Annotated in this window: 23 protein-coding genes; 10 read left to right on the top strand and 13 right to left on the bottom strand. The window is 53.8% G+C overall.

What is annotated here, in order from left to right; all coding sequences use genetic code 11:
- The 4 genes from rho to ABYP39_RS08395 all read right to left on the bottom strand — a co-directional run.
- A partial coding sequence (gene rho / locus ABYP39_RS08410; protein ID WP_372782034.1) for a transcription termination factor Rho occupies positions 1-1,023 on the bottom strand: 1,023 nt, incomplete at its 3' end.
- 214 nt (positions 1,024-1,237) lie between these two features.
- Entirely contained in the window at positions 1,238-1,564 is a 327-nt protein-coding gene (gene trxA, locus ABYP39_RS08405; protein WP_372749239.1) for a thioredoxin TrxA, read from the bottom strand.
- A 100-nt stretch (positions 1,565-1,664) separates the two neighbouring features.
- Positions 1,665-2,501 carry an aldo/keto reductase gene (locus ABYP39_RS08400; RefSeq protein ID WP_372759581.1) on the bottom strand — a complete coding sequence of 279 codons (837 nt, stop codon included), beginning with the start codon at positions 2,499-2,501 and terminating at the stop codon, positions 1,665-1,667.
- A 10-nt stretch (positions 2,502-2,511) separates the two neighbouring features.
- Positions 2,512-3,711 carry an NAD(P)/FAD-dependent oxidoreductase gene (locus ABYP39_RS08395; RefSeq protein ID WP_372782032.1) on the bottom strand — a complete coding sequence of 400 codons (1,200 nt, stop codon included), beginning with the start codon at positions 3,709-3,711 and terminating at the stop codon, positions 2,512-2,514.
- Between the two features lie 95 nt (positions 3,712-3,806).
- Here ABYP39_RS08395 and waaA point away from each other — a divergent pair, with 95 nt between their 5' ends.
- Positions 3,807-5,072 carry a lipid IV(A) 3-deoxy-D-manno-octulosonic acid transferase gene (gene waaA / locus ABYP39_RS08390; protein WP_372782030.1) on the top strand — a complete coding sequence of 422 codons (1,266 nt, stop codon included), beginning with the start codon at positions 3,807-3,809 and terminating at the stop codon, positions 5,070-5,072.
- Positions 5,073-5,172: 100 nt separating this feature from the next.
- Here the strand turns inward: waaA and ABYP39_RS08385 are convergent, their stop codons facing one another.
- Complete coding sequence (locus ABYP39_RS08385; protein WP_372749839.1) at positions 5,173-6,564, bottom strand: TolC family outer membrane protein; 1,392 nt, start codon at positions 6,562-6,564, stop codon at positions 5,173-5,175.
- A 156-nt stretch (positions 6,565-6,720) separates the two neighbouring features.
- Here ABYP39_RS08385 and ABYP39_RS08380 point away from each other — a divergent pair, with 156 nt between their 5' ends.
- The 4 genes from ABYP39_RS08380 to parE all read left to right on the top strand — a co-directional run bounded on the left by ABYP39_RS08380 (position 6,721) and on the right by parE (position 10,606).
- Entirely contained in the window at positions 6,721-7,161 is a 441-nt protein-coding gene (locus ABYP39_RS08380; protein WP_372782028.1) for a DUF1249 domain-containing protein, read from the top strand.
- Positions 7,162-7,343: 182 nt separating this feature from the next.
- Positions 7,344-8,123 (top strand): 3',5'-cyclic-AMP phosphodiesterase, encoded by a 780-nt coding sequence (gene cpdA, locus ABYP39_RS08375; protein ID WP_372759286.1) that lies wholly within the window; start codon positions 7,344-7,346, stop codon positions 8,121-8,123.
- On the top strand, positions 8,124-8,711 hold the full coding sequence (locus tag ABYP39_RS08370) for a YqiA/YcfP family alpha/beta fold hydrolase (protein ID WP_372782026.1): 588 nt from the start codon (positions 8,124-8,126) through the stop codon (positions 8,709-8,711).
- Between the two features lie 5 nt (positions 8,712-8,716).
- Positions 8,717-10,606 carry a DNA topoisomerase IV subunit B gene (parE, locus tag ABYP39_RS08365; RefSeq protein ID WP_372782024.1) on the top strand — a complete coding sequence of 630 codons (1,890 nt, stop codon included), beginning with the start codon at positions 8,717-8,719 and terminating at the stop codon, positions 10,604-10,606.
- 67 nt (positions 10,607-10,673) lie between these two features.
- Here the strand turns inward: parE and ABYP39_RS08360 are convergent, their stop codons facing one another.
- Positions 10,674-10,952, bottom strand: a complete 279-nt coding sequence (locus ABYP39_RS08360) for a hypothetical protein (protein ID WP_372782022.1) — start codon at positions 10,950-10,952, stop codon at positions 10,674-10,676.
- 109 nt (positions 10,953-11,061) lie between these two features.
- On the opposite strand from ABYP39_RS08360, the gene ABYP39_RS08355 reads away from it, so the two are divergent.
- Positions 11,062-11,397 (top strand): helix-turn-helix domain-containing protein, encoded by a 336-nt coding sequence (locus ABYP39_RS08355; RefSeq protein ID WP_372750633.1) that lies wholly within the window; start codon positions 11,062-11,064, stop codon positions 11,395-11,397.
- A 92-nt stretch (positions 11,398-11,489) separates the two neighbouring features.
- Here the strand turns inward: ABYP39_RS08355 and ABYP39_RS08350 are convergent, their stop codons facing one another.
- A complete protein-coding gene (locus tag ABYP39_RS08350; protein WP_372782020.1) occupies positions 11,490-12,083 on the bottom strand; it encodes a pentapeptide repeat-containing protein in 594 nt (197 codons plus the stop codon).
- Between the two features lie 408 nt (positions 12,084-12,491).
- Between ABYP39_RS08350 and ABYP39_RS08345 the strand changes: the two genes are divergently transcribed.
- Together ABYP39_RS08345 and ABYP39_RS08340 are read left to right on the top strand one after the other, a co-directional pair.
- Entirely contained in the window at positions 12,492-13,916 is a 1,425-nt protein-coding gene (locus ABYP39_RS08345; protein ID WP_372782018.1) for a phospholipase D-like domain-containing protein, read from the top strand.
- A gap of 67 nt (positions 13,917-13,983) precedes the next feature.
- Positions 13,984-14,718 (top strand): endonuclease/exonuclease/phosphatase family protein, encoded by a 735-nt coding sequence (locus tag ABYP39_RS08340; protein WP_372749758.1) that lies wholly within the window; start codon positions 13,984-13,986, stop codon positions 14,716-14,718.
- On the opposite strand, the gene ABYP39_RS08335 is transcribed toward ABYP39_RS08340, so the two are convergent.
- The 3 genes from ABYP39_RS08335 to ABYP39_RS08325 form a co-directional block, all read right to left on the bottom strand.
- Positions 14,715-15,140 (bottom strand): hypothetical protein, encoded by a 426-nt coding sequence (locus tag ABYP39_RS08335; protein WP_372749757.1) that lies wholly within the window; start codon positions 15,138-15,140, stop codon positions 14,715-14,717. The two genes, ABYP39_RS08340 and ABYP39_RS08335, sit on opposite strands and share 4 nt — an antisense overlap.
- Before the next feature lie 34 nt (positions 15,141-15,174).
- The gene (locus ABYP39_RS08330) at positions 15,175-16,428 is read right to left on the bottom strand and encodes a cytochrome P450 (RefSeq protein WP_372749756.1); all 1,254 of its coding nucleotides are present in this window, start codon (positions 16,426-16,428) and stop codon (positions 15,175-15,177) included.
- A gap of 232 nt (positions 16,429-16,660) precedes the next feature.
- Positions 16,661-17,542 carry a sterol desaturase family protein gene (locus tag ABYP39_RS08325; protein ID WP_372782016.1) on the bottom strand — a complete coding sequence of 294 codons (882 nt, stop codon included), beginning with the start codon at positions 17,540-17,542 and terminating at the stop codon, positions 16,661-16,663.
- A gap of 204 nt (positions 17,543-17,746) precedes the next feature.
- Here ABYP39_RS08325 and ABYP39_RS08320 point away from each other — a divergent pair, with 204 nt between their 5' ends.
- Positions 17,747-18,064, top strand: coding sequence for a hypothetical protein (locus ABYP39_RS08320; RefSeq protein WP_372782014.1), 318 nt, complete (start codon positions 17,747-17,749; stop codon positions 18,062-18,064).
- A 99-nt stretch (positions 18,065-18,163) separates the two neighbouring features.
- Here the strand turns inward: ABYP39_RS08320 and ABYP39_RS08315 are convergent, their stop codons facing one another.
- A complete protein-coding gene (locus ABYP39_RS08315) occupies positions 18,164-18,793 on the bottom strand; it encodes a DUF2799 domain-containing protein (RefSeq protein ID WP_372782012.1) in 630 nt (209 codons plus the stop codon).
- Positions 18,794-19,149: 356 nt separating this feature from the next.
- Between ABYP39_RS08315 and ABYP39_RS08310 the strand changes: the two genes are divergently transcribed.
- Complete coding sequence (locus ABYP39_RS08310) at positions 19,150-19,563, top strand: hypothetical protein (RefSeq protein WP_372782010.1); 414 nt, start codon at positions 19,150-19,152, stop codon at positions 19,561-19,563.
- 30 nt (positions 19,564-19,593) lie between these two features.
- On the opposite strand, the gene ABYP39_RS08305 is transcribed toward ABYP39_RS08310, so the two are convergent.
- Positions 19,594-19,866: a Rho-binding antiterminator gene (locus ABYP39_RS08305; RefSeq protein ID WP_372782008.1), complete on the bottom strand. Its 273-nt coding sequence runs from the start codon at positions 19,864-19,866 to the stop codon at positions 19,594-19,596.
- 134 nt (positions 19,867-20,000) lie between these two features.
- Positions 20,001-20,726, bottom strand: a complete 726-nt coding sequence (locus ABYP39_RS08300) for a hypothetical protein (RefSeq protein ID WP_372782006.1) — start codon at positions 20,724-20,726, stop codon at positions 20,001-20,003.
- Between the last annotated feature and the right edge of the window lie 727 nt (positions 20,727-21,453).

The raw sequence follows: 21,453 nt of genomic DNA, 5'->3' as shown, positions 1-21,453 counted from the left end.
GGTGCCCTTGAACTCTTCGTAGATAACCTCGTCCATTTTGGACCCGGTATCGATCAGCGCGGTGGCGATAATGGACAGGCTGCCGCCTTCTTCCACATTACGCGCGGCACCGAAAAAGCGCTTGGGGCGCTCCAGTGCATGGGCGTCGACACCACCAGTCAGTACCTTGCCTGAGCTGGGTACGATCGTGTTGTAGGCGCGGGCCAGGCGGGTGATAGAGTCGAGCAGAATCACCACATCGCGTTTATGCTCAACCAGGCGCTTGGCTTTTTCGATAACCATTTCCGCTACCTGCACGTGTCGCGAGGGCGGTTCGTCAAAGGTCGAGGCAACCACTTCAGCACCTTTAATGCCAACCGAACGCTGCATTTCGGTGACTTCTTCCGGGCGCTCGTCAATGAGCAGAACAATGACATAACACTCTGGATTGTTGCGGATTATCGCGTTGGCGATGTTCTGCAGCATCAGCGTTTTACCCGCTTTCGGCGGTGCTACGATCAAGCCACGCTGTCCTTTCCCGATAGGAGCGCACAAATCGATGATGCGACCCGTAAGGTCTTCAGTGGAGCCGTTACCGGCTTCAAGAATCAGGCGTTCGTTGGGGAAGAGGGGAGTGAGGTTTTCGAAGAGGACTTTGTTTTTGCTTTGCTCAGGTTTGGTGAAGTTTACATCGCTGACCTTGAGCAGGGCGAAATAGCGCTCACCTTCTTTGGGTGGGCGAATCTTGCCCGCGATCGTGTCGCCAGTTCGCAGGTTGAAGCGGCGAATCTGGCTGGGTGACACATAAATGTCATCCGGGCCCGCCAGGTAAGAGCAGTCTGCGCTACGCAGAAAACCAAAACCGTCCTGCAGAATTTCCAGTACCCCGTCGCCGTAGATGTCTTCACCGCTTTTGGCGTGACGCTTCAGGATGGAGAAAATAATATCCTGTTTGCGGGAGCGGGCAACGTTGTCGAGGCCAATTTCATTGGCGATATCAAGCAATTCTTGGGTGGATTTGGTTTTTAAATCAGTCAGGTTCATATTGGTTTTGGGAGTGATTATTGGGAAGTTGAAAAACTTGCGAAGCACACGCACGGCGTGAACGCGGAGTTAAATCGTTAAAAAGAAGCGAAATTATAAGATTGGTTTCAAGGGGTGATGTGTGCAATCTAGCACTTGCCCGGGTGGGCGTCTACACCTGATTTCACTATAACCCTGCCTGCCGTGGAAGGCAAGCAGGGTTAAAGGGGGATAATTACAGGGCCGCGTCGATAAATTCGGCGAGCTGGCTCTTGGAAATCGCACCCACTTTAGTGGCTTCGGCGTTACCGCCCTTGAATATCATCAGGGTGGGAATGCCGCGTACGCTAAACTTGGCAGGTGTGTCAGAGTTGGCGTCTACGTCCAGCTTGCAGACTTTGATTTTGCCCGCGTAATCGTTGGCGATTTCGTCAAGAATGGGCGCAATCATTTTACAGGGGCCACACCATTCCGCCCAGAAATCCACCAGTACCGGCAAATCAGCAGACAGAACGTCAGACTCGAAAGAGCTGTCTGTGACGTGAGTAATGTTGTCACTCATAAGAGTTCTCCAGTGAAGTCATGTTCAATAGGGGCGCGATAATATCACAGACCCTGTGGGCGTGCTAAAGACGCTTTGGCAGCAAGCTTAAAACTGCCGGTTATAGTTGCGTCGCCGCAAGGTTGGCGCTTTTTCCCAGGGCGCGCAGGCAGGCGGCGACATTTTCACGCAAGTGCTGCGGGTTGATGGTGCCAACAATCGCGCTGGTAACGCCGGGGTGTGACAGGGCAAAACCCATCGCTGCCTGGGCAGGGTCGTTTTCGCTGATCAGGTGGCCGCTGCCCAGCGCTTTCTTCAGAATCGCGGCTTTGCCGTGGCGTGCGCAGTAATCCAGTACCGGCGACTCCTCCTGGTGGGCGGCGTTGTAGCTCACCATAACGGCGTCGCTCAACTCGGCGGCCAGCAAACCGCCGGTAACGGTTTTGGTCGACATGCCAATGGCGCGAATCAAACCCTCCTGCTTGCATTGCTGCAGGGCCGTGAGCGCGCCTTCATGCTGGAGAATATATTCATCGCGGCCGTCCGAGTGAATCAGCACAATATCAATGTAGTCGGTTTTCAGGCGGTCCAGGCTGCGTTCGATGCTCTGACGGGTGTGACGGGCACTGAAGTCGAAGTGGGAATCACCGTTGTCGTTGTTGAACTCTTCGCCTACCTTTGAGCAGATAACCCAGTGTTCGCGCTGACCTTTGAGCAGAGGTCCAAGTCGTTCTTCGCTGCGGCCATAAGCGGGTGCGGTATCAATTAGGTTGATGCCCAGATCTCTCGCCAGTGCAATCAGGTCTGCGGCAGCGCGGTCGTCTGGAATGGTAAAGGGGTGCGGATATTTAACGCCCTTATCCCGCCCTAGCTTAACCGTACCGAGGCCGAGTGGGCTCACGCTTAATTCGGTGCTGCCAAAACGCCGTTGCGGCAATGGTTGTGTGTTACTGGTCATGACCGCCTCCTCAAAACAGGGTTTCCCAGCAGGGCGTGGCAATGGGGGGGCGTGGCAGGCGCTCCAATGCCTCGGGTATGGCGCCTGTTGCTCCGTTCGGTGGCGTGGAGCCCAGCAGCGTGCTGGCCTGGTTTGCCATATCCGGTGTCAGGGTCAGTTTAGTGGGCCAGCACACGAGCAGATTGTCACAGTCTTTAGGGCGCTCGGCATAGGCCTTATCTGGCTTAACCAGCTGGGTTTGGCGCGGCTCGGCCCGGTCTACTTTTAGTGTAGCCCATTGGGTGGTGCCGAAGTTGATCCAAGGGAACAGTTCTGCCAGCTCCTTCTGTGCTCGCTCGATCAGCTCGCCGCTGTCCATATTTACGCCCTCGGTTGCCAGATCGCCGCCCAGATACCAGCAGTGGCGGCCGTCATTGCAGCGATGGCTGGAAATGGTCAGGCGCGGTGACGGGTTATTGCCCATGCAATGGGCGTAGAGCGGGCTGGGAAAGTCGTGTTTTACCAGTACTTGTTGCAGCGGTCGGCGCTGCATGGCGGGTTGCTCAAGATTTACTGCATTGAGCAGAGCTTCATTGCCAGCGCCGGCGGCGAATACAAAGTGATCTGCTTCGAGCATGAGACCGTCCGCAAAGCGCAGCGCGATGATACGCCGGTCTTTGCGCAGCAATGCGGCGGTTTGCCAATCGATGCGAAAAATACGGTCGCGGTGTGGCGCTGCCAATGTGTCCAGCAGGGATGGTACATCGAGCACCAGATCAGCCAGTCGGTAGAGCGAGCCGCGAAACTGTGGGCTATCGAAAGCGGGTGGGCGATCTGCTGCTTTCACTGAGTTCACACGGCCGCGCAACATTTTGCTGGCAAAAAAAGAGGTCAGTTTCGACGTAATGGAGCGGGTTGACCACAGATAGAAGTGATGGCTCAGCACATTGCAGGCGCTGATATCCACATCGCCCTTGCCTTCCAGGCAGCGCGCCCAGTGGCCCGGCATGGCGGCGATGGCCTCCGATTCTCCGGTCAGCGCGCCGCCCAGCGCATACTTGATGCCGCCGTGAATCATGCCCTGTGAGGCGATAGTCTGGCTGCTGCCCAGGGCATCCTGCTCAAAGAGCACGGCGTTGCGGCCCTCGGCCACCAGCCTGTTCAGCAGCCACAGGCCGGCGATGCCGCCCCCGAAAATTACTGTGTCTACGCGGGCTTGCGTCTGTGTCATAAACTCTCCTTTCGAGGGGCGCAGTATAGCAAAGAGCTTCACTTGTTTCGGGGCTGTCGTTATCCTTTGCGGCACAATTGCCACCCGCCAGAGTTATGCCACTTCTTCTATATACAGTGCTGTTCTATATATTGTCGCCGTTTCTGGTGCTCAGATTGCTGCAGCGCTCACTGAAAGCACCGGCATACCGGCGTCGCATTGCCGAGCGCTTTGGTTTTTTTACTTGCCCGGCGATGGAGAAAAGCCTCTGGGTACATGCTGTGTCGGTAGGCGAGGTTATCGCAGCCATACCGCTGATTCGGGAGTTGCAATCGCGCTATCCAGACCATGTGGTAGTGGTGACCACCATGACCCCGACCGGATCGGAGCGGGTGCGCGATATGTTGGGTGACAGCGTATTTCATGTGTATGCACCTTATGACCTGCCTTTTTCACTGAAGCGCTTTATGGCGAAAACGCGGCCTGCTCTGCTGCTGATCATGGAAACCGAAATCTGGCCGAACATGGTGTGTTGCGCCCGCGATGCGGGGGTGCCGGTGGTGCTGGCCAATGCCCGGTTGTCGGAGAAATCGGCCGGTGGTTACGCCCGGTTGCGGGCGTTGACTGAGGCAGTCTTCAGCCGTTTTTCAAGAATCGTTGCTCAGACTGAGGCCGACGCCGAGCGTTTTCGATCGCTCGGCGCGGAGTCTGGGCAGGTATTGGTCTCCGGTAGCGTAAAGTTTGATATCACCATCGACGACGCGCTGCGAGAACAGGCTCTTGCAGAGCGCAATGCCTGGCAGGCAGATAGGCGACCTGTCTGGATTTGTGCCAGTACCCACGAAGGCGAGGAGAGCATGATTCTGGAGGCGTTTTCGCGGGTGCGCGCGGCGGTCCCCGAGGCGTTGCTGTTAGTTGCGCCGCGTCACCCCGAGCGCTTTGATGCAGTGGCTGCCCTGATTGAGCGCAGCGGGCTAGGGTATGCGCGACGAAGTCATGGTGATCAGGTCGGCGGTGTGGCGGTTCTTTTGCTGGACACTATGGGTGAACTCAAATTGCTGTTTGGTTGTGCCGATGTTGCCAGTGTGGGTGGTAGCTTTATACCGCGTGGCGGGCATAACAGTCTCGAGCCGGCGGCTTGGGGTTTGCCTTTGGTCAACGGCCCGAGTGACTACAACTTTCTCGAAATTTCCGCCTTACTGCAGCAGGCGGGTGCACTGACATTGGCAGATTCTGCCGAGACGCTGGCGCGTGAGGTCTTGGGTCTTCTCCAGGACGACGCCTTACGGCAGCAGCGCGGTGATGCGGCGATTGGCGTGATTGAGGCCAATCGGGGAGCATTGGGGAGGTTGTTGGGGGTTATTGACGGGGTTTTGTCGTAGTTCTCATTATCGAGGTTGGCTGTTTCGCCCAGCAGGGCGAAACAAAAGCCAAAAACCACTTCGTAAAGAGAGTTGTGCTTAGTTAAATCGGCGAGCGACCTTACTTATCCTGCTTCTGCGCCTGCTCGGCCAACAACCACTTATCCAACATGTAAATATCATCCGGGCTCAAGGTCCCCGCCTGCTGCTTAAGTCGCAACATATTTAGCACGTAGTCGAATCGCGTGTTGGCGTAGTCGCGAATTGCCGCGTACAGCGAACGCTGCGACTGCAGCACGTCAACAATATTGCGTGTTCCCACTTCGTAACCTGCCTTGGTGGCATCCAGTGCGCTCTGGGCTGACACGATGTTCTGCTTGCGGGCTTTGATGCGCTGTACATCGGTGCCAACGGTCAGGTGCAGTGAGCGGGTTTGCTGCACTATCTGGCGCTGGGTGTTCAATTTCTGCTGCAATGCGGCGTTGTACTGCTCGTAAGCTTGTCGGCGAGTGGCGCTTACACCGCCGCCTGAGAAGATAGGAACGTTCAGGTCAATCTGGTAGACCACGGTTTCTGTCAGGTCGTCGGTTGAAAAACTGCCGGCAGCGGCGGCGTACTCATTTTCGGCGTCGCTGTCCTGGTAGTTGATACTGCCTGTCACCGACGGCAGGTGTTCCCATTTTTTGGCTTCGGCAGTTTTCTGACTCGACTGCATGCGATACAGCGCAGCACGCAACTGGTGGTTGTTTTTCAAGGCGAAGTTGACCCACTCGGCGCGATCCGCTGGCGTTGGATCAGTGATGGGGAACTCTTCGCTCAGGCGAGCGATCTCGCTGTGGCTGCGTCCAGTCAATACTGAAAGAGCTTCGTAAGCGGTACCCAGATTTGCCTCGAAGGTCAGGCGCTGGGCCACGGTATTGTCATAGACTGCACGCGCTTCATGCACATCGGTGATGGCAATCAGGCCAACATCAAAGCGTTGCTGGGTTTGCTCAAGTTGGCGCTTGGCAGCACGTTCTTCAGCGCGGGCCGCCTCCAGATTCTCATAGGCGCGCAATACCCCAAAATAGCTCTGGGCGACCCGCACGATAAGGTCCTGTTGATCGGCGGCGAGCTGTGCTTCGGCCTGTTTGCTGATGAGCTTTCCGGAGCGGAAGGTAAACCAGCTGGGTAGGTCAAAAATGCTCTGGTTCAACGACAGAGACAGTGTCGTGTTATCGGTGTCCAGGTCCAGGTTGATGGGAGTGGTTGTGCCACGGGTGGGATTGGGGCCTTGCTCTATTTCGCTTTCACTACGGCTGTAGCGGGCGTTGCCGCTGACCTGGGGCAGAAGTGCCGCTCTGGTAATATTCTCAGTTTCCAGATTAGCCCGATAGGTGGCCTCCGCCGCCTTAAGCGTGGCATCATTTTGCAGCGCCAGTTCGTAGATTTCACTGAGGCTCTCGCCAAGGCTGAGCGAACTACCAAAGCTGACCAGGCCGGCCAGTGCCAAGGGTATAAAGCGATGCGACATCAGGCTATCCTTCGTGTCCTGTAGGTTTCCGGCAGCGAGTTTAGCAAATTGGCCTTGGTGAATCAGGTTAATTAAGTATTTTTAAGTATACCCCCAGCGGGTATGATCGTGCTTAGCTGGGCAGTTCACCCTTGGGTAAAAAAAACGGGAAGATTAGTGGTTAAATCAGTGTACAACGTCGATCTTTCAGCGCACCTTGCAGAGTGCGAGCTGAACTTTGTGCGTCTGTGCAGATTGCTTCCGCGTATGGAGTCAGGTGATTGTCGCGCGTTTGCTGTAGGTGAGCGCTCCTCGGTTCGCATAAAGGTGGTAGAGCGCACCCCCTATACCAGCTTGCTGGCAATCACCCAGCAGCAGGGTTCGCTTGAGGAGCTGAACAGCCGTATGTCTGTGCGCGTGTATCACGATGCCGGGGTGGCCGAAGTTGCTTCCTTTGCCAACTGCAACCGGGTGCTGAGCAAACACAGCTATCCCAACCGGCAGATGCACCAGCGCGACGAAAAACAACAATGGAACCGGTTCCTGGGGGAGTGGCTTGAACACTGCCTAGACCAGGGGCGTAGCGAAATGCAAGTGGAAGAATTCACAGCACTGTAGCTATTTGTGCTGCGAAAATGCGACAAAGTAGCTGGTCTGATTTGGCGTTGTATGTCTCAATCTCTGGAAAGCCCACACAACCGTCAGGTCGGCACCGCGAGCCACGGGAGACAGGCTGAAATTCTTCATGCAAGCATCAGTTGCTTGAGCAATACTTTCGCAGGAGCGATTTTGGCAACTCAATGAAGCCGACACGGATCACACAACTCAGCGACACCCATCTGGGCAAGCTGCCAGGCTACGAGCTATTGGGGCTTGATACCGACTACAGTTTTTCTCAGGTATTGCGGCTGGCGGAGTCCATGCCGGCGCCCGAGCTTTACCTGCTCAGTGGTGATATCTCCAACAACGGTTACCGCGAAGCTTATCAGCGTGTATACGATGTATTCGCGCAGCGCGACAATGTAGTGTGGCTGCCGGGCAATCACGACAACGTGCCGGCTATGAAAGCCATATGCGACGAGCGCTGGTTCCGCCCCCGGGTTGATCTGGGTGCCTGGCAATTGTTGTCGCTCGATTCCTCCGTGCCGGGCACGCCATGCGGAACGCTTGGTGACGATCAGCTTGTCTTTCTGGATGAACAGCTCAAGCAACATCGCGACCAATACACGCTTGTTGCCCTGCATCACCACGTATTGCCTGTAGGTTGCGAGTGGTTGGATGAGCAGGTACTGAGCAACAGCGAAGAATTGACCGAGGTGCTTAGCCGCTACCCGCAGGTAAAAGCTGTCACCTCAGGACACGTACATCAGGAAATGGATACCGTGCGCGACGGTATTCGTTTCATTACCTCTCCTTCCACCTGTGTGCAGTTCGCCCGGTCCAGCCCCGGATTTCTGGTGAGCGACGAGGCACCAGGCCTGCGCTGGTTTGAGCTCTTCGATGATGGTTCGCTGAAAACTGGCGTCGAGCGCGTGCTGGATGTGCCCTTTTCCATAGACCTGGCCGCCAAGGGGTACTGATTGGCTGCAGCAGTACTGTACATACACGGTTTCATCTCTTCTCCCCAGTCCATAAAGGCGCAGCAAACCGGCGCCTTTATGGCGGCGCTTGAGCCTGCGGTCAGCTGTCGCGTACCCGCGTTGCCCAATACCCCGCAGGCCACGCTGGACACCGTTGAGTATGAGCTGCAGGCACTGCTGGCCAGCCATGAGCGGGTGGGGCTGATCGGCAGTTCACTGGGCGGTTTTTTTGCCACGGTGCTCGCGGAGAAATATGCGCTGCCAGCGGTGCTGATCAATCCAGCCGTGCGCCCCCATAACTTGATTCGCCATTATATTGGCGAAAATCACAACCCATATACCGATGAATACTTTCAGATAACCCTGGGGCACACCGAAGAATTGGCCCGCATGGAGCCTTCGTCCCTTACGCCGGAGCGCTATTGGGTGCTTTTGCAGGAGGGGGATGAAACCCTTGATTACAGAAATGCACAAAGCTACTACAGTGCGTGTAGAATGACCGTCGAACCGGGCGGCGACCACTCCTTTACCACCTACGAGCAGTACCTGCCCGATATTGCCGTTTTTCTGAATCTGACTGAACAATAAACTTTATGTCTGACTATACCGCTGAATCGATAGAAGTCCTCACGGGGCTGGAGCCGGTGCGCAAGCGCCCCGGTATGTATACCGACACCACCCGCCCCAATCACCTTGCTCAAGAAGTGATCGATAACAGCGTCGATGAGGCGCTGGCGGGACATGCGAAGGAGCTCATCGTTACCCTGTACAAAGACGGTTCGTTGAGTTGTAGCGACGACGGCCGGGGTATGCCGGTGGATATGCACAAGGTGCAGGGCAAGCCAGGGGTGGAGGTGATTCTTACCACCCTTCACGCGGGCGGCAAGTTTTCCAACAAAAACTATCAGTTTTCGGGTGGTTTGCACGGCGTGGGTGTATCGGTCGTAAACGCGCTCTCGTCCGAGCTTGAGGTCATCATTCGTCGCGACGGGCAGGTCTACCGCATGACCTTTGCCGACGGGGATAAGGCTTCAGATCTGGAAGTGATCGATTCCTGCGGTAAGCGCAATACCGGTACCACTGTGCGCTTCAAACCCAATCCAAAATATTTTGATTCCGCCAAGTTTTCAGTTTCTCGCCTGAAGCATGTATTGCGCGCCAAGGCTGTGCTGTGTTCCGGTCTGCGCGTTATATTTAAAGACGAGACCGGTGACGCCAGCGAAGAATGGCTTTACGAAGACGGCCTGGTCGATTATCTCACCAGCAGTACCAAAGGCTGGGAAACTCTGCCCACGGACCCTTTTGTCGGGACCTTCTCCAGCCACAACGAAGCTGTAGACTGGGCGGTGCAATGGCTGCCGGAAGGTGGTGAGCTGACCACCGAATCGTACGTGAACCTGATACCCACCGCCCAGGGCGGTACCCACGTAAATGGCTTGCGCACCGGTCTGCTTGAGGCCATGCGCGAGTTTTGTGAGTTTCGCAACTTGCTGCCACGCGGGGTGAAATTGACTCCGGAAGATATCTGGGACAAATGCTGCTATGTGCTGTCGTCTAAGCTGGAAGACCCTCAGTTCTCCGGTCAGACCAAGGAGCGTTTGAGTTCACGCGAGGCTGCGGCCTTTGTTTCCGGAGTGGCCAAAGATGCCTTCAGTTTGTGGCTGAATCAGCACACTGGCGAAGCGGAAAAGCTGGCCGAGCTATGCATCTCCAATGCCCAGACCCGCTTGCGCAAAGCCAAGAAAGTGGTGCGTAAAAAGGTGACATCGGGGCCGGCGTTGCCAGGCAAGCTCGCGGACTGCTCGGGTGACGATCCGTCGCGCGGCGAACTGTTTCTGGTAGAAGGGGATTCTGCCGGCGGTAGTGCCAAGCAGGGCCGCAACCGAGAGTTTCAGGCTATCTTGCCGCTGCGCGGTAAAATTCTGAACACTTGGGAAGTGGACTCGCAGGAAATTCTCGGCTCACAGGAAGTGCATGATATTTCGGTGGCCATCGGCGTCGATCCGGCGTCTGACGATTTAAGCGGCCTGCGCTATCACAAGGTTTGCATCCTCGCAGATGCGGATTCTGACGGTGCTCACATCGCCACCCTGATCTGCGCGCTGTTTGTACGACATTTTAAGCCTTTGGTGCAGGCCGGTCATGTGTTCGTGGCCATGCCGCCGCTGTACCGAATCGATGTGGGCAAGGAAACCTATTACGCGCTGGATAAAAGTGAGCGACAGGGCGTGCTTGATCGCATTGAAGCCGAAGGCAAGCGAGGTAAGATTCAGGTGACCCGTTTTAAAGGCTTGGGTGAGATGAATCCGCTGCAGCTTCGTGAAACTGTTATGGACCCCGACACTCGCAGGCTGGTTCGCCTCACCGTAGAGCCCGGTGATGATACGGCAGCCATCATGGACATGTTACTGGCCAAGAAGCGTTCGTCAGATCGTAAAGCCTGGCTTGAAACCAAGGGTGATCTGGCAGAAGTGGTTGGTTGATTGCAGGCGCGAGATATCGACCGGTTTACGCAAATAGCATTTCCCGGCTCGTGGTGCCGGGGCTGGGTCAATTGTCGGTCGCTCTGGCCGACTCCAGCAATGCGGAAAAATGTCGCCATACAATGCGCGTGTCTCCTTCCCAGCCACTGTGTCGCAGCAGCGTTTCTGCAGCGCAGTGTACCTTTATCAAAATAATCAGCGGGCATCGCGTCGTATAGTGGGGGCATAGAGCGAGAATTACCTGCTCTACCGCTAGCTGCGCGCGATCGGCAATAGCGTCAGGATCAAGCCCGAACTCAGTGAGAAGCTGGTTTAGGTCTCCCGTTGGATTCAGTGAATTTACCATGTCTGTTCCAGTCCCTTGGTATTCAGAAAAGCGAGGTTAGCAATACTAACCTTAGCTGGTTAATTAATCTTGCCTTTCCCCTCTCGTCAAGTATTTCTAAACTCCCGCCATGAGTATTGGTTCACGTATCAAGCAGGCGCGTCAGGCGGCGGGGCTCTCGCAGGCAGAGCTGGCGGCGGCAATGGGCATTACTCGCAGTGCTTGCAGTCAATGGGAATCGGGCCAGGGCACCGCACCGCGACGAGAACGCCTGGAAGCATTGGCCGCTGAGCTTGGTGTCAGCTACCAATGGTTGACCACAGGGCGAGACCGCGAAGCTGGTGGCGGGGTAAATGAAACTGTACCGGTCTATCTAACAGCTGATCAGCTCGAACTACTTCATTTGTTTAAGGGCTTAACCCCTAGGCAACGAAAATCCCTGATCGCTTTTTTGCGGACGCTCTAATAGCGCTAATACGCGCCTGGTAATCCTCTGGGGTTGGTGAGGATGGGTAATAGCACTAGACAGCCTTTCTCGAGCCGGTACCTGTGAAGTGCTCAGTCGATTAGCTCTATGTCCAGACATGCAAGCAATCGTACTGCCTCAAAGCGATCAAACTTCGCCTGCGCAATCTGATTTCGCGTGATATCAATATCAAATTCGATGGCGCCGTAAAAATCGGTGCCGGTCAAGTTGGTCTCAGAAAAAATAGCGCCAGTAAAATCACTTCGGATAAAGCTGGCCTTGGAAAAATCTCCCTCTCTAAAATCCACGTTGTGTGTGGTGCACCCCTCCATCACTATTTCTGGTAGCTGCAGTCCATGAAAGGAGCTGTCGCTAAGTAAGCAGTCGTAAAACCGGATGGGCGATTCAAATAACATTCGAGGCCAGGCTACCCGAGTCCAATCTACACCCAGCAGTTTGCAGTCACGAAAAGTTACATCAGAAAGTTTGCAGTAATCCAGTCGGACGACGCTTAAATTGCAGCGCTCAAACGCGCAGTCAGAGAAAGTGCTTTTTGCGAGGCTTGCTTCACTGAAGTCACAATCAGTGAAAGTGCATCCGTCAAATTCGATGGCCGCAATGTCGCAATCTGAGAAATCCTCGTTGGAGAATGTTTTTGACCAATTTTCTTTTTCTAGGATGACCAATGAAAATTCCTTGATTTAGTGGCTGGTATTCTAGCATCGGGCGTTCCAGATCGAAGATCAATGGCATAAAAGGCCTGCTATTTTGAGAAGACTTTCACCGCCACAATATCCTTTGAGGCGTGCGGCTTGAATCACGCAGAGTATTAGGCGGTCTATCGCGTATTGCGGCCTGACAGGAAAGCCGAATGACATAGCTGGCTTAGATGGCATTCGAGTGATGTCATGCCTGATCAGAAACAGGCCAATTAGTCGATGCCATGCTGAATAAGTGTCGCCATGTTAATACGGTTAACCGCTGACGGAGCAAAACGGGTGATAAGTTACAGGCCTAGAGTTTTCTGGCTGTCGCCACTTGTAAATGGTTAAACTGTCCGTTGATACATTCGGCCGTTTGCACGGAGTGTTGAATTGAGCTGGTTTTTGATATCGCTACATATTGGCGTGATGGCACTGGCACTGGTCCACGCGCTGGTATACAAGCGCGATCATCGCGCGGCGCTGGGTTGGGTTGGCGTGATAGTACTTTTCCCCATTGCTGGGCCGCTTCTCTATTTCATTTTTGGTATTAACCGCATCCGGTCTGTAGCGCGGCACTTTTCTGGGCACTATCTGCCATTTCTTCATTTCGGTTATGAGCGCGCAGATCGCCATTACGTCGTCAATGCATCTGACATTGAGTCCTCCTTGCCCGCGATTATGCGGGTTGGCAAAAGGGTGACGCACGAGCCCGTGAGCAGTGGTAACTGTATAGAGCTGTTGTATAACGGTGAGGCCTTTTTCCCTAGAATAGTTACGGCTATCGATAACGCTAAGCAGAGTGTGCTGCTATCCAGTTACCTGTTTTCCGGGCGGGGTATAGGGAAAGACGTGATTCAGGCCATGGCGCGAGCGGTAAACCGTGGTGTTACAGTGCGTGTAATTATTGACGGCACCGGCGCCTTGTACAGTGGGAAAACAGCCCTTTCGGGTTTGCGAAAGGCGGGGGTTGAGGTAGTCGAGTTTATGCCCTTGTCGTTGATACCGCCATCGTTTGGTATCAATCTGCGCAACCACAGAAAAATTGCTATTATCGATGACGACACAGCCTTTTTCGGTGGCATCAATATCGATTCGCGGCACATGGTGGACGATCCGAACAATCGACATAAAACGAAAGATGTACACTTTCATGCAACCGGCCCCGTCGTTCAAAGCCTGCAGAAAGTCTTTCAGCGAGACTGGTGGATGGTGACCCGGCAGGAGCTTCAGGGACTCCCCTCGCCGCGAGAAGAAGATGGAAGCGGTTCGGTGTGCTGTCGCGTTATTGATGATGGCCCGGATGAAAACCTTGATGCGCTAGCGATGACGCTGCTGGGTGTTTTTTCCGCGGCTCAGGAGTCGATTACCATCATGACTCCCTATTTTGTTCCGAACCGCGAGCTGCTTTCTGCTCTTCAATCTGCCAGTCTGAGAGGGGTCAAGGTTCAGGTCGTCATACCCCAGCGCAGCAACCTAAGATTCGTCGATTGGGCGACACGCAATATGTTATGGGAGCTCATTCTGTGGGATGTTGAAGTGTATGCTCAGCCCCCGCCTTTTGCTCATACAAAGCTTCTGACGATTGATGGCAATTATGTGATGGCTGGGTCCGCTAACATGGATTCACGTAGCCTGCGTCTGAACTTTGAGCTGGGCGTTGAGATGCACGATAAAGCACTCGCTGAGCTGGTGTCGGACCATATCCAGCAAACGATTGCCGTCAGTCGCAGATTCACTCTTTCTGAGCTCGATGGGAGACCAATACATTATCGCCTGCGCGACGCGTTTTTCTGGCTCTTTTCGAGCTATCTTTAAGGATGTAGCTGCTTGAGTCTAGTTTAGGGGTTTAGTTCGTAGTGCGAGTCTGGGGAGTCTGTTGTATATGTCGACATATCGAATTCTCACACTGAACATCCATAAGGGCTTTTCCGCCGGAAATCGCGCGTTTACGTTAGAAGGCATTCGCGACTGTCTGCGCCAAAGTGGCGCCAATGTGGTATTTCTGCAGGAGGTGGTTGGAGACAATACAAAGAATAGGCGGCGAATTCCAGACTGGCCGGAGGGCAACCAAATGGAGTATCTGGCGGATTCCGTCTGGGATCATTTTGCGTATGGGCAGAATGCGATATACCAGCACGGGCATCACGGCAATGCCATCCTTAGTGAAATTCCGTTCAACGAATCACGAAATATCGATATCAGCTGCTATTCATTTTCCCAGCGCGGACTACTGCATGGCCACACGCAAGAGGGGATACACCTGTTGTGCGTGCATCTGGGGCTATTTGAAAGAGAGCGGCGGCGGCAAGTAAGCCAGCTGATTGATTATATCGGGGATACCATTCCTGCCGACGACGCGCTAATTTTGGCTGGTGACTTTAATGATTGGCGGGGTAAAGCCCATGCTCAAATTGAGAAAAGTCTGGGCTTGACTGAGACCGAACTCGCTCAGCGAGGCGCGCTGGCAAAAACCTTTCCGGCTATTCATCCTGTGTTAGCGATGGATCGCATTTATCAGCGTGGATTCGATGTGGTTACGAGTCGCGTGCTGTCGGGAAAGCCTTGGAAACACATGTCGGACCATTGCGCCTTGCTCTCTGAGTTGCGTCGCAGCTAGCGAGTTCGCCAAGCAGCGAGGCCAATAAGCAGAAATGCTACCACTGCAAGTGGTACTCCAATCTGGCCCGCGAGTGCAGTGATATTGTTAGCCAGATTGTCGTTAAACTCATAGCCGAGCGCGCCAGTTGCACCACGGCCGATGCCGAAAATAGTGTTGCAGTATGCCATGCCAATCAGGCAGTAGACCGCAATGAGCTGACTTTTGGCGCTCATGGCGAGCTTGCCGATAAATCCGGCGACAATGAACAGCATCATGCCGTTAATGAGCGACTCCATATGGGCCAACACCCAGTCTTGCTTCTGGCTATTGATTTGCCCCATAGCGGCTGCCGCGATCATGGCTCCGCAGAAAAAAGAGATAAAAATATTCGCGGTTCCGTGAAACACCAGTTTGCCTACAACCGCGCGCTCGTTATCCATAGTCCTTAACTCCGCTAGCTCCGTTGAATCGTATTCAGGAGGACTTCACAACTTCCGGGTCAAACTGAATCTGCATGTGTTTGATACTGTTTACAAAGTAATCTCGCACATACTCTACAGGCTGGGCGAAACGCGGGTTCTTCAGGCGGGGCAGCAACTCTTCGAACATGACCTGCATTTCCAATCGAGCCATGTGCGCTCCGATGCAGAAGTGCTCTCCCTTGCCGAAGGCGCGGTGCTGGCTGCCGAGTTCGGGGTTGCGGGCGAAACGCTCAACGTCAAAACGCTCCGGGTCTTCGAAAATATCCGGATCGTGGTTTATCGCCTGCCAATTCAGCACCATCTTATCGCCCGCCTTCAGAGCTTGGCCCTGAATCTCCGTGTCTTGCATTACCGTGCGACGCATCTGCACAAAGGCGGGGTTGTAGCGCAGAATTTCCTCAACGGCGGATGAGATAAGTTCGGGCTTGTCGAGCAGCTTTTGATGCTGATCTGGATGCTCAATCAGCAGTCGCATACCGTGGGCGATAACCGAGCGGGTACTTTCGTTGCCCGCTGCAATCAGCATCAGAAAAAACAGCTGGAATTCTTCCGGTGTCAGCTTTTCATCGTTTACTGTACCGTCTAGCAGCGCACCAACGATATCGGTTAGTGGTTCGGTTTTATGCTTTTCTGCCAGTGCTGCCGCATAGGCATACACTTCGATAGCGGCAGCCTGAGATGCCGCAAAACCGTCCTCACCACTCATATCTTCGTCTTCGCTGAAGATCATCGTGTTGGTCCAGTCAAAGAACTGTTGCTTGTCTTCCATTGGAATGCCGCACAGTGAAAGTATGGCAACGAGTGGCAACTCCGCCGCAACCTCGGTGACAAACTCGCATTCACCTTTGCTGGCAATGCGATCGATGGTTTCCCTGGCAACTTCGCGAAATCGCTGCTCATACCCTGATACCGCTTTGGGGGTAAACGCATTGCGTACGATGCGGCGGTATTTCACGTGATGAGGCGGGTCCATGTTTACCAGCATGAGGCGTGACAGCGCAATTTCTTCCTCTGGAACCTCCTTGGGCAGGATGGTTTTCGCCTCGCTGGAGAACAACAGCGGGTGCTTGCAAACGTAGTCAGCGATCTCTCGCTTGGTAACTGCCCAGTACGGGACGCCCGTGAGGGGATCATCGATACGCGCCAAGCCGTCAGAGCGATCTCTGATATCCGCAAATATGGCGTGATGCTTACTATCTGCATAGATATCTGGGTCTAGGATGTTCTTATAAGGGCATGTGGACATCAAGCAGCTCCAGTTGAAGTCAGATACGTTGGCCTGAGAGAATACATCAAGCTCAAGCGACTGTTTGTTAACAAAGCCTAATCATATAACCCGAGTGAGTGCAGCGACTCATGGGCAGTGTTAGGGCCGTTAATTGGCAGTTGGCCGGATGCAGGCAGCGTAAAGCGTACAGCAAGCGGCCGAGCGATCACCGGAGAATTATTGTTCCGGTGGGAATGGGGCTGAGGGTAAGTCACTCTGGGTTGCTTGATGTATTTTTGAAGGGCACCCCAAGTTGAGACCACCAACTGCTTGGAATGTGGTCATTTTCAATTCCCAGTCTGTCCGGGCCTGACCTTTCTGTGTCACGGTATCGAGTGCCAAACACGACATCCCAGAACAGGAAGTTGCTTCCGTAATTGTGATTTGCCTCGGACACTTTCACAGAGTGATGCCAGCGATGCATTTCGCCTACGCTGAACACCCAGCTCAAAGGGCCGAGCTTGAAGTTGATATTGGCATGCTGGAAGAGGCCCAGTAGAGAGTTTGCCAAGCCTATCAGTGCGAGCACCTCATCCCCTGCTCCCAATACAGCCAGCGGAATGGCATTAAAGATCCCGCGAAATACTACTTCACCAAAATGCGCTCGCGTTGCATTCAGCCAATACAGCCGTTTAGGGTTGTGGTGAATGGCGTGAAAACGCCACAGCAGCGGCACTTCGTGCATCCAGCGATGGGGCCAGTAATCAAAAAACTCTACTACGACACAGGCTAGTAGAAACTGAGCGAGCAACGGCCAATCTGATGGCCATAACCCCACGTCCAGCGACTCTGACAGAAGGCCTCCTCCCAGCACAATGCCCGCAACCACGAGCGGTTGTACCAACGCGTTGATGCCGAAATAGCTTGGTAGATAGAGCAAGTCGGCACCTAGGTCGCCTTGCGACTGGTTCCAATCCTTTCGGTAAGGAAGCAATCGCTCAAGGAGTACCACCAGCGCAAGGCTCACAAAGGTTCCAACACCGGCCACCAGGCTTGGCTCGTGGCCGGCATCAATAGCCCATACGCCGCCGCCGAGCACAGCGACTACCATGACAGGAAAAACCAGCCAGGTAATGATATTGATTGCTTTCATTGACTCCTCGCGAGGCCTCGAATAAGGCGGTTCTTTTTTATTATGGGATGAAAGCATGTGGCTTTTGGAGTCCAGAATCAATAACTCTTACCCCATTAATTAGGATTGTGATGCGTATTGATACCTATCGTACAAGTGTCTTCGTAACGATACAGTTGTGCGTTAGTAAATCTGCAGTAGTGGTCGCCAGAGAGGAAAGTTGTGATGAGTGTGACAACGGTATTGAAATTGAAGCAGCGCGGTTTTGCGTTTACCCCGGTGCTGCTGATAGTGGGCAGTGTGATGGCCTCAAGCGTTGTGGCCGACGAGCGCAATATACGTGACTCTGTGTTGGCCGAGGCAGAGGATGTTGCCGAATCGATCGGGTCGTTGAACCAGAGCTATTACTACAGTGGGCTACGCAGCGGTCACGGCTCTGCACGCGTTGGCGGCTCCGCTTTCCGCGATACTGTAGATCGCAGTGCTGGCGATGGTATTCGATCTGTCGTTGTTGAGCCCGCCAAGGAAGGCGCACCGCGATAGTAAGCCGAGTGTAGTGTCGGGGTAGTCCTAAATGGGGCTCGACTCCATGATGACAATGCTTCGGCATCATTCTGACCCGGCCGAGATAGAAATATAGGATCAATATCGGCCCAGCTGAAAGTTGCGTTCCATCTGTTCTAGGTGGCTCTGAGCCGTCCGCAACTCAACTTCCAGCTGCTCGAAATGCTGCTGGTCGCGTGCTATCTGATGGCTAACTTGCTTGGATTCCTCGTGCAGCGCTATGGCTTCGTGATTGTCCAGCTCAGCGTGATCCAGTGTGGCCCTTATCTCATGAAAATGCGCTTCTCCGGCGGCAATTGAGTCGCTTAAGTCCGCTAGTTCCTGTTGCAATGCGTAAATTTTCAGGTCCTGATCTCGAACTTTTAGGCCGTAGTGATAGGCCCGGGTAAAGTCGTGTGAGCGCACGGAGGCCGGTTCGCACTGTACGGGTTTGCTTCGCCCGAGCCGTGCCGCATTGTAGGCAGTGACGCCAATGCAATAATCGCGCAGTCCGGTCTGATAGCCAGCGTAGTACTGCTGGGCATCTATCGGGTACCCGGCTTTAGCACAGCTTTTTCGATGCTGAGCCACGCGGTCTTGTGATAAGCCACGTTGAGCGTCGCTGCGCCCTACCTCCTGCCAATCCGCATACTGGCACTCTTCAGGGCTCATCGACGCGCAAGCGCTTAAAAGCAGCGTGATACAGGGTAATACAATTCGATAGTGCATCCGGATGTCTTTCACTGATCAAGGTAAAGGCAATAAGCCCGAAGAACCACACCGCGAATGGCTGGAGTGGCCACCAGATTGCCGAATTATGTGCAGGCAGTTTTGCGTTACACCGACGGCAGCGCAGTATCATAACGCGGTAACCCGGAATTTTCCTGTGTTGCACAACGCTGAAGCCAGCGCGGACATCGTGAAGTTCCCGAGGATAGTATGAGTCCAAAGAGGCGGGTCGCTAAGACGTTATGCCGGCTTGTAACATCTTGTGCACTGCAGCATCTAAGGGGCATGGTCTTCTGGGGTATTGTCTGCCGTGGCAGCTATTAGTGGATAATGAATCAAAATCGCGAGGGTTTCAGATGAAAGAGCTAAAAGTTGCGAAGGCGTTGCTCAGCCTGCGATTGGGCGTGTTTGTTGTTATGTTTGTATGGAGTATCGACAAACTTTTGAATCCTGACCACAGCGCCCAGGTATTTGAACACTTCTATGGTGTGGCAGGCGTCTCCGCTGCAGCATTTACGGTGCTGGGCTGCCTGCAGCTGTTATTGGTGTTTGTTTTTTTGGTCGGGGCTTACCAGCGCTTTAGCTACGGCTTGATATTCCTACTGCATGGAATATCTACGCTATCGTCATGGCAGCAGTATCTGGATGCCTTTAACAACCTGCTGTTTTTTGCAGCCTGGCCAATGTTGGCCGCCTGCTTTGCGCTTTACTACCTGCGAGATATGGACTGGCTGCTAGCATGGGATCATCGCTCCGCCGGGGTGTCGTAACTAATCGGGCGACGGTCTTCAGATGTGATTTTAGGTGTGTAAGGTAGGATCGTTTGGGTTTTCGAAAGAAACCGCCTGAAAGTGGGGGTTTTCAACACTCACATCGAGCCGAGATATATCGTCCAGAACAATCAGCTGAATTTTATCCGCGACAGCCACCTTTATGCACTCTCGTTGCTGATCATCGTATAGAGTATCAAGTCCGATACAATCTAGCTTCCTACCCGATTTCAGTGTCAGTTTTATCGGATACCGATAGGTGCAAACGATCTCGATATGGTCGTGTTGATCGCAGGTAATCATGCTACTGACCGTGTCGTAGTCGGGTGTGTGCTGGCGTCATTGGGCTTCTCGATCTGGTAGGCTTTACAGGGTCCGGGTCCGGGTAAGTGATGCTAGGATCAATGATACTAAATAAGGAGCCGGAGTTATGCTGGTTAGCCTCCGCTAAATCGCAGTGCGAGGCTTTGGAGGGCTTCAAGGTCTGATAGCGCGTCGGTCAGTGGGGCCATCAAGAAAATCACAGCGGCGCCCCAATTGTAAGCAGGATGCACGCGACCGTGCCGCTTCAGGTCGGCTAGCATTCCAATGATTACAAATACCAGCAACGCGCCGGTCACCATCCAAACGCTCATCTGATTCATGGCGATCAGCTGCAGGCGACCGACGGCGGGCGCAATTACACACACGGTGGCACAGAACATCAGGCGGCGATGCCAGTCAGTCTGGCGGCGCAGATGTAGTGCTGAGAACACGAGGATGGCAAAGCAGGCGATATTCACCCAGTCCAGCGCTAGAAAAAACGCCGGAGTAAACACAGGTGGTACGCGATCAACCATGAGGGTAACGGGTGTGAGCACCAAGCCCAGCACAACCATCCAGCCAGCGAGCAAAGCGCCGACGCGGCCGAGGCGACGATGCTGTGGCAGGGCATCTCGATACGCCAGTGTATTCTGGGTGATAAAGAGCGCGATCCATGCCATAAAACTTAAGGCATGCAAATGAACCCACCAAGGTGAGCGAAACGACGAAATACCCAGGGCTGCAAAGGCCCCGAAACCGAGCACGACGGTTGCGGCAATGGCGCAGGACATTCGGAGAAAGAACAGGCGTTCAGAGGTTTCAGGGTCGGTCAGGTCAGCATGCGGAATCGTAGTGTTCATCAGTGTGCCCCGGGTAGACGGTACAGCTGCTTTTGTGATGCATTGACGACGCTAGAACCTAACCCTATTTAGCGAACAGCTCAATACGTGGGGTTTAGAATATTCGGTGTTAACGCAAGGGGCGGTTAGATAGATTTGCGCTAGCAATACCGTTGGTATTTGAGTCGCAAGTCAGTCTGATAGTGTCACGTAGATTAGTTGATCGCACGGATTAATGATTCTCTTAATCCCCGCGTCGGATAGCGCACATCATATACCCGATCTGTCCTTGATCAACACGATGACGCGGGCATAACGAGAAGAAGTTTAGTTTGCAAGAGTGATAGATCGGTTTTTGCCCGTGTGTGATATTCGTGAGTATGTACGATATTTCCAAACATCCCCGCTCAACGCAGAGAGTCGTTAACTATCGCAACGTTGCTAGTGCATTCAAAGATGAAAACGGAACTGTCGGGCTACATGAAGTCCGACGATGGGCAAAGTAAAATATGCGCCCTGCGACGTCGCAAACTTAGTCAATGGGGGCAGTCATTGATATACCATTGATATCTACGACCCTATAAATGATGAATAGATGGCATGACGACTACCAGACCCTTATTTGAGGTTTATCCGCAACTGACTGATGCCTTGCCCTGGCTTCAGTTGGCTGACCTGCCGACACCTGTCGAACCACTGCCGGATATTGGCTCAAATGCGTGGATTAAACGGGATGACATCTCCCACG

Source organism: Litorivivens sp., assembly GCF_041625495.1.
GTDB lineage: Bacteria > Pseudomonadota > Gammaproteobacteria > Pseudomonadales > Spongiibacteraceae > Litorivivens.
The sequence above is the reverse complement of the archived record's forward strand: the minus strand, read 5'-3'. Positions and strand labels throughout refer to the sequence as shown.

Excerpts from the sequence above, each read along its gene's own strand:
- trxA (WP_372749239.1), bottom strand. The coding sequence starts at position 1,564 with ATGAGTGACAACATTACTCACGTCACAGACAGCTCTTTCGAGTCTGAC.
- ABYP39_RS08400 (WP_372759581.1), bottom strand. The coding sequence starts at position 2,501 with ATGACCAGTAACACACAACCATTGCCGCAACGGCGTTTTGGCAGCACC.
- ABYP39_RS08395 (WP_372782032.1), bottom strand. The coding sequence starts at position 3,711 with ATGACACAGACGCAAGCCCGCGTAGACACAGTAATTTTCGGGGGCGGC.
- waaA (WP_372782030.1), top strand. The coding sequence starts at position 3,807 with ATGCCACTTCTTCTATATACAGTGCTGTTCTATATATTGTCGCCGTTT.
- ABYP39_RS08385 (WP_372749839.1), bottom strand. The coding sequence starts at position 6,564 with ATGTCGCATCGCTTTATACCCTTGGCACTGGCCGGCCTGGTCAGCTTT.
- cpdA (WP_372759286.1), top strand. The coding sequence starts at position 7,344 with ATGAAGCCGACACGGATCACACAACTCAGCGACACCCATCTGGGCAAG.
- parE (WP_372782024.1), top strand. The coding sequence starts at position 8,717 with ATGTCTGACTATACCGCTGAATCGATAGAAGTCCTCACGGGGCTGGAG.
- ABYP39_RS08360 (WP_372782022.1), bottom strand. The coding sequence starts at position 10,952 with ATGGTAAATTCACTGAATCCAACGGGAGACCTAAACCAGCTTCTCACT.
- ABYP39_RS08355 (WP_372750633.1), top strand. The coding sequence starts at position 11,062 with ATGAGTATTGGTTCACGTATCAAGCAGGCGCGTCAGGCGGCGGGGCTC.
- ABYP39_RS08340 (WP_372749758.1), top strand. The coding sequence starts at position 13,984 with ATGTCGACATATCGAATTCTCACACTGAACATCCATAAGGGCTTTTCC.
- ABYP39_RS08335 (WP_372749757.1), bottom strand. The coding sequence starts at position 15,140 with ATGGATAACGAGCGCGCGGTTGTAGGCAAACTGGTGTTTCACGGAACC.
- ABYP39_RS08330 (WP_372749756.1), bottom strand. The coding sequence starts at position 16,428 with ATGTCCACATGCCCTTATAAGAACATCCTAGACCCAGATATCTATGCA.
- ABYP39_RS08325 (WP_372782016.1), bottom strand. The coding sequence starts at position 17,542 with ATGAAAGCAATCAATATCATTACCTGGCTGGTTTTTCCTGTCATGGTA.
- ABYP39_RS08320 (WP_372782014.1), top strand. The coding sequence starts at position 17,747 with ATGAGTGTGACAACGGTATTGAAATTGAAGCAGCGCGGTTTTGCGTTT.
- ABYP39_RS08315 (WP_372782012.1), bottom strand. The coding sequence starts at position 18,793 with ATGCACTATCGAATTGTATTACCCTGTATCACGCTGCTTTTAAGCGCT.
- ABYP39_RS08310 (WP_372782010.1), top strand. The coding sequence starts at position 19,150 with ATGAAAGAGCTAAAAGTTGCGAAGGCGTTGCTCAGCCTGCGATTGGGC.
- ABYP39_RS08305 (WP_372782008.1), bottom strand. The coding sequence starts at position 19,866 with ATGATTACCTGCGATCAACACGACCATATCGAGATCGTTTGCACCTAT.
- ABYP39_RS08300 (WP_372782006.1), bottom strand. The coding sequence starts at position 20,726 with ATGAACACTACGATTCCGCATGCTGACCTGACCGACCCTGAAACCTCT.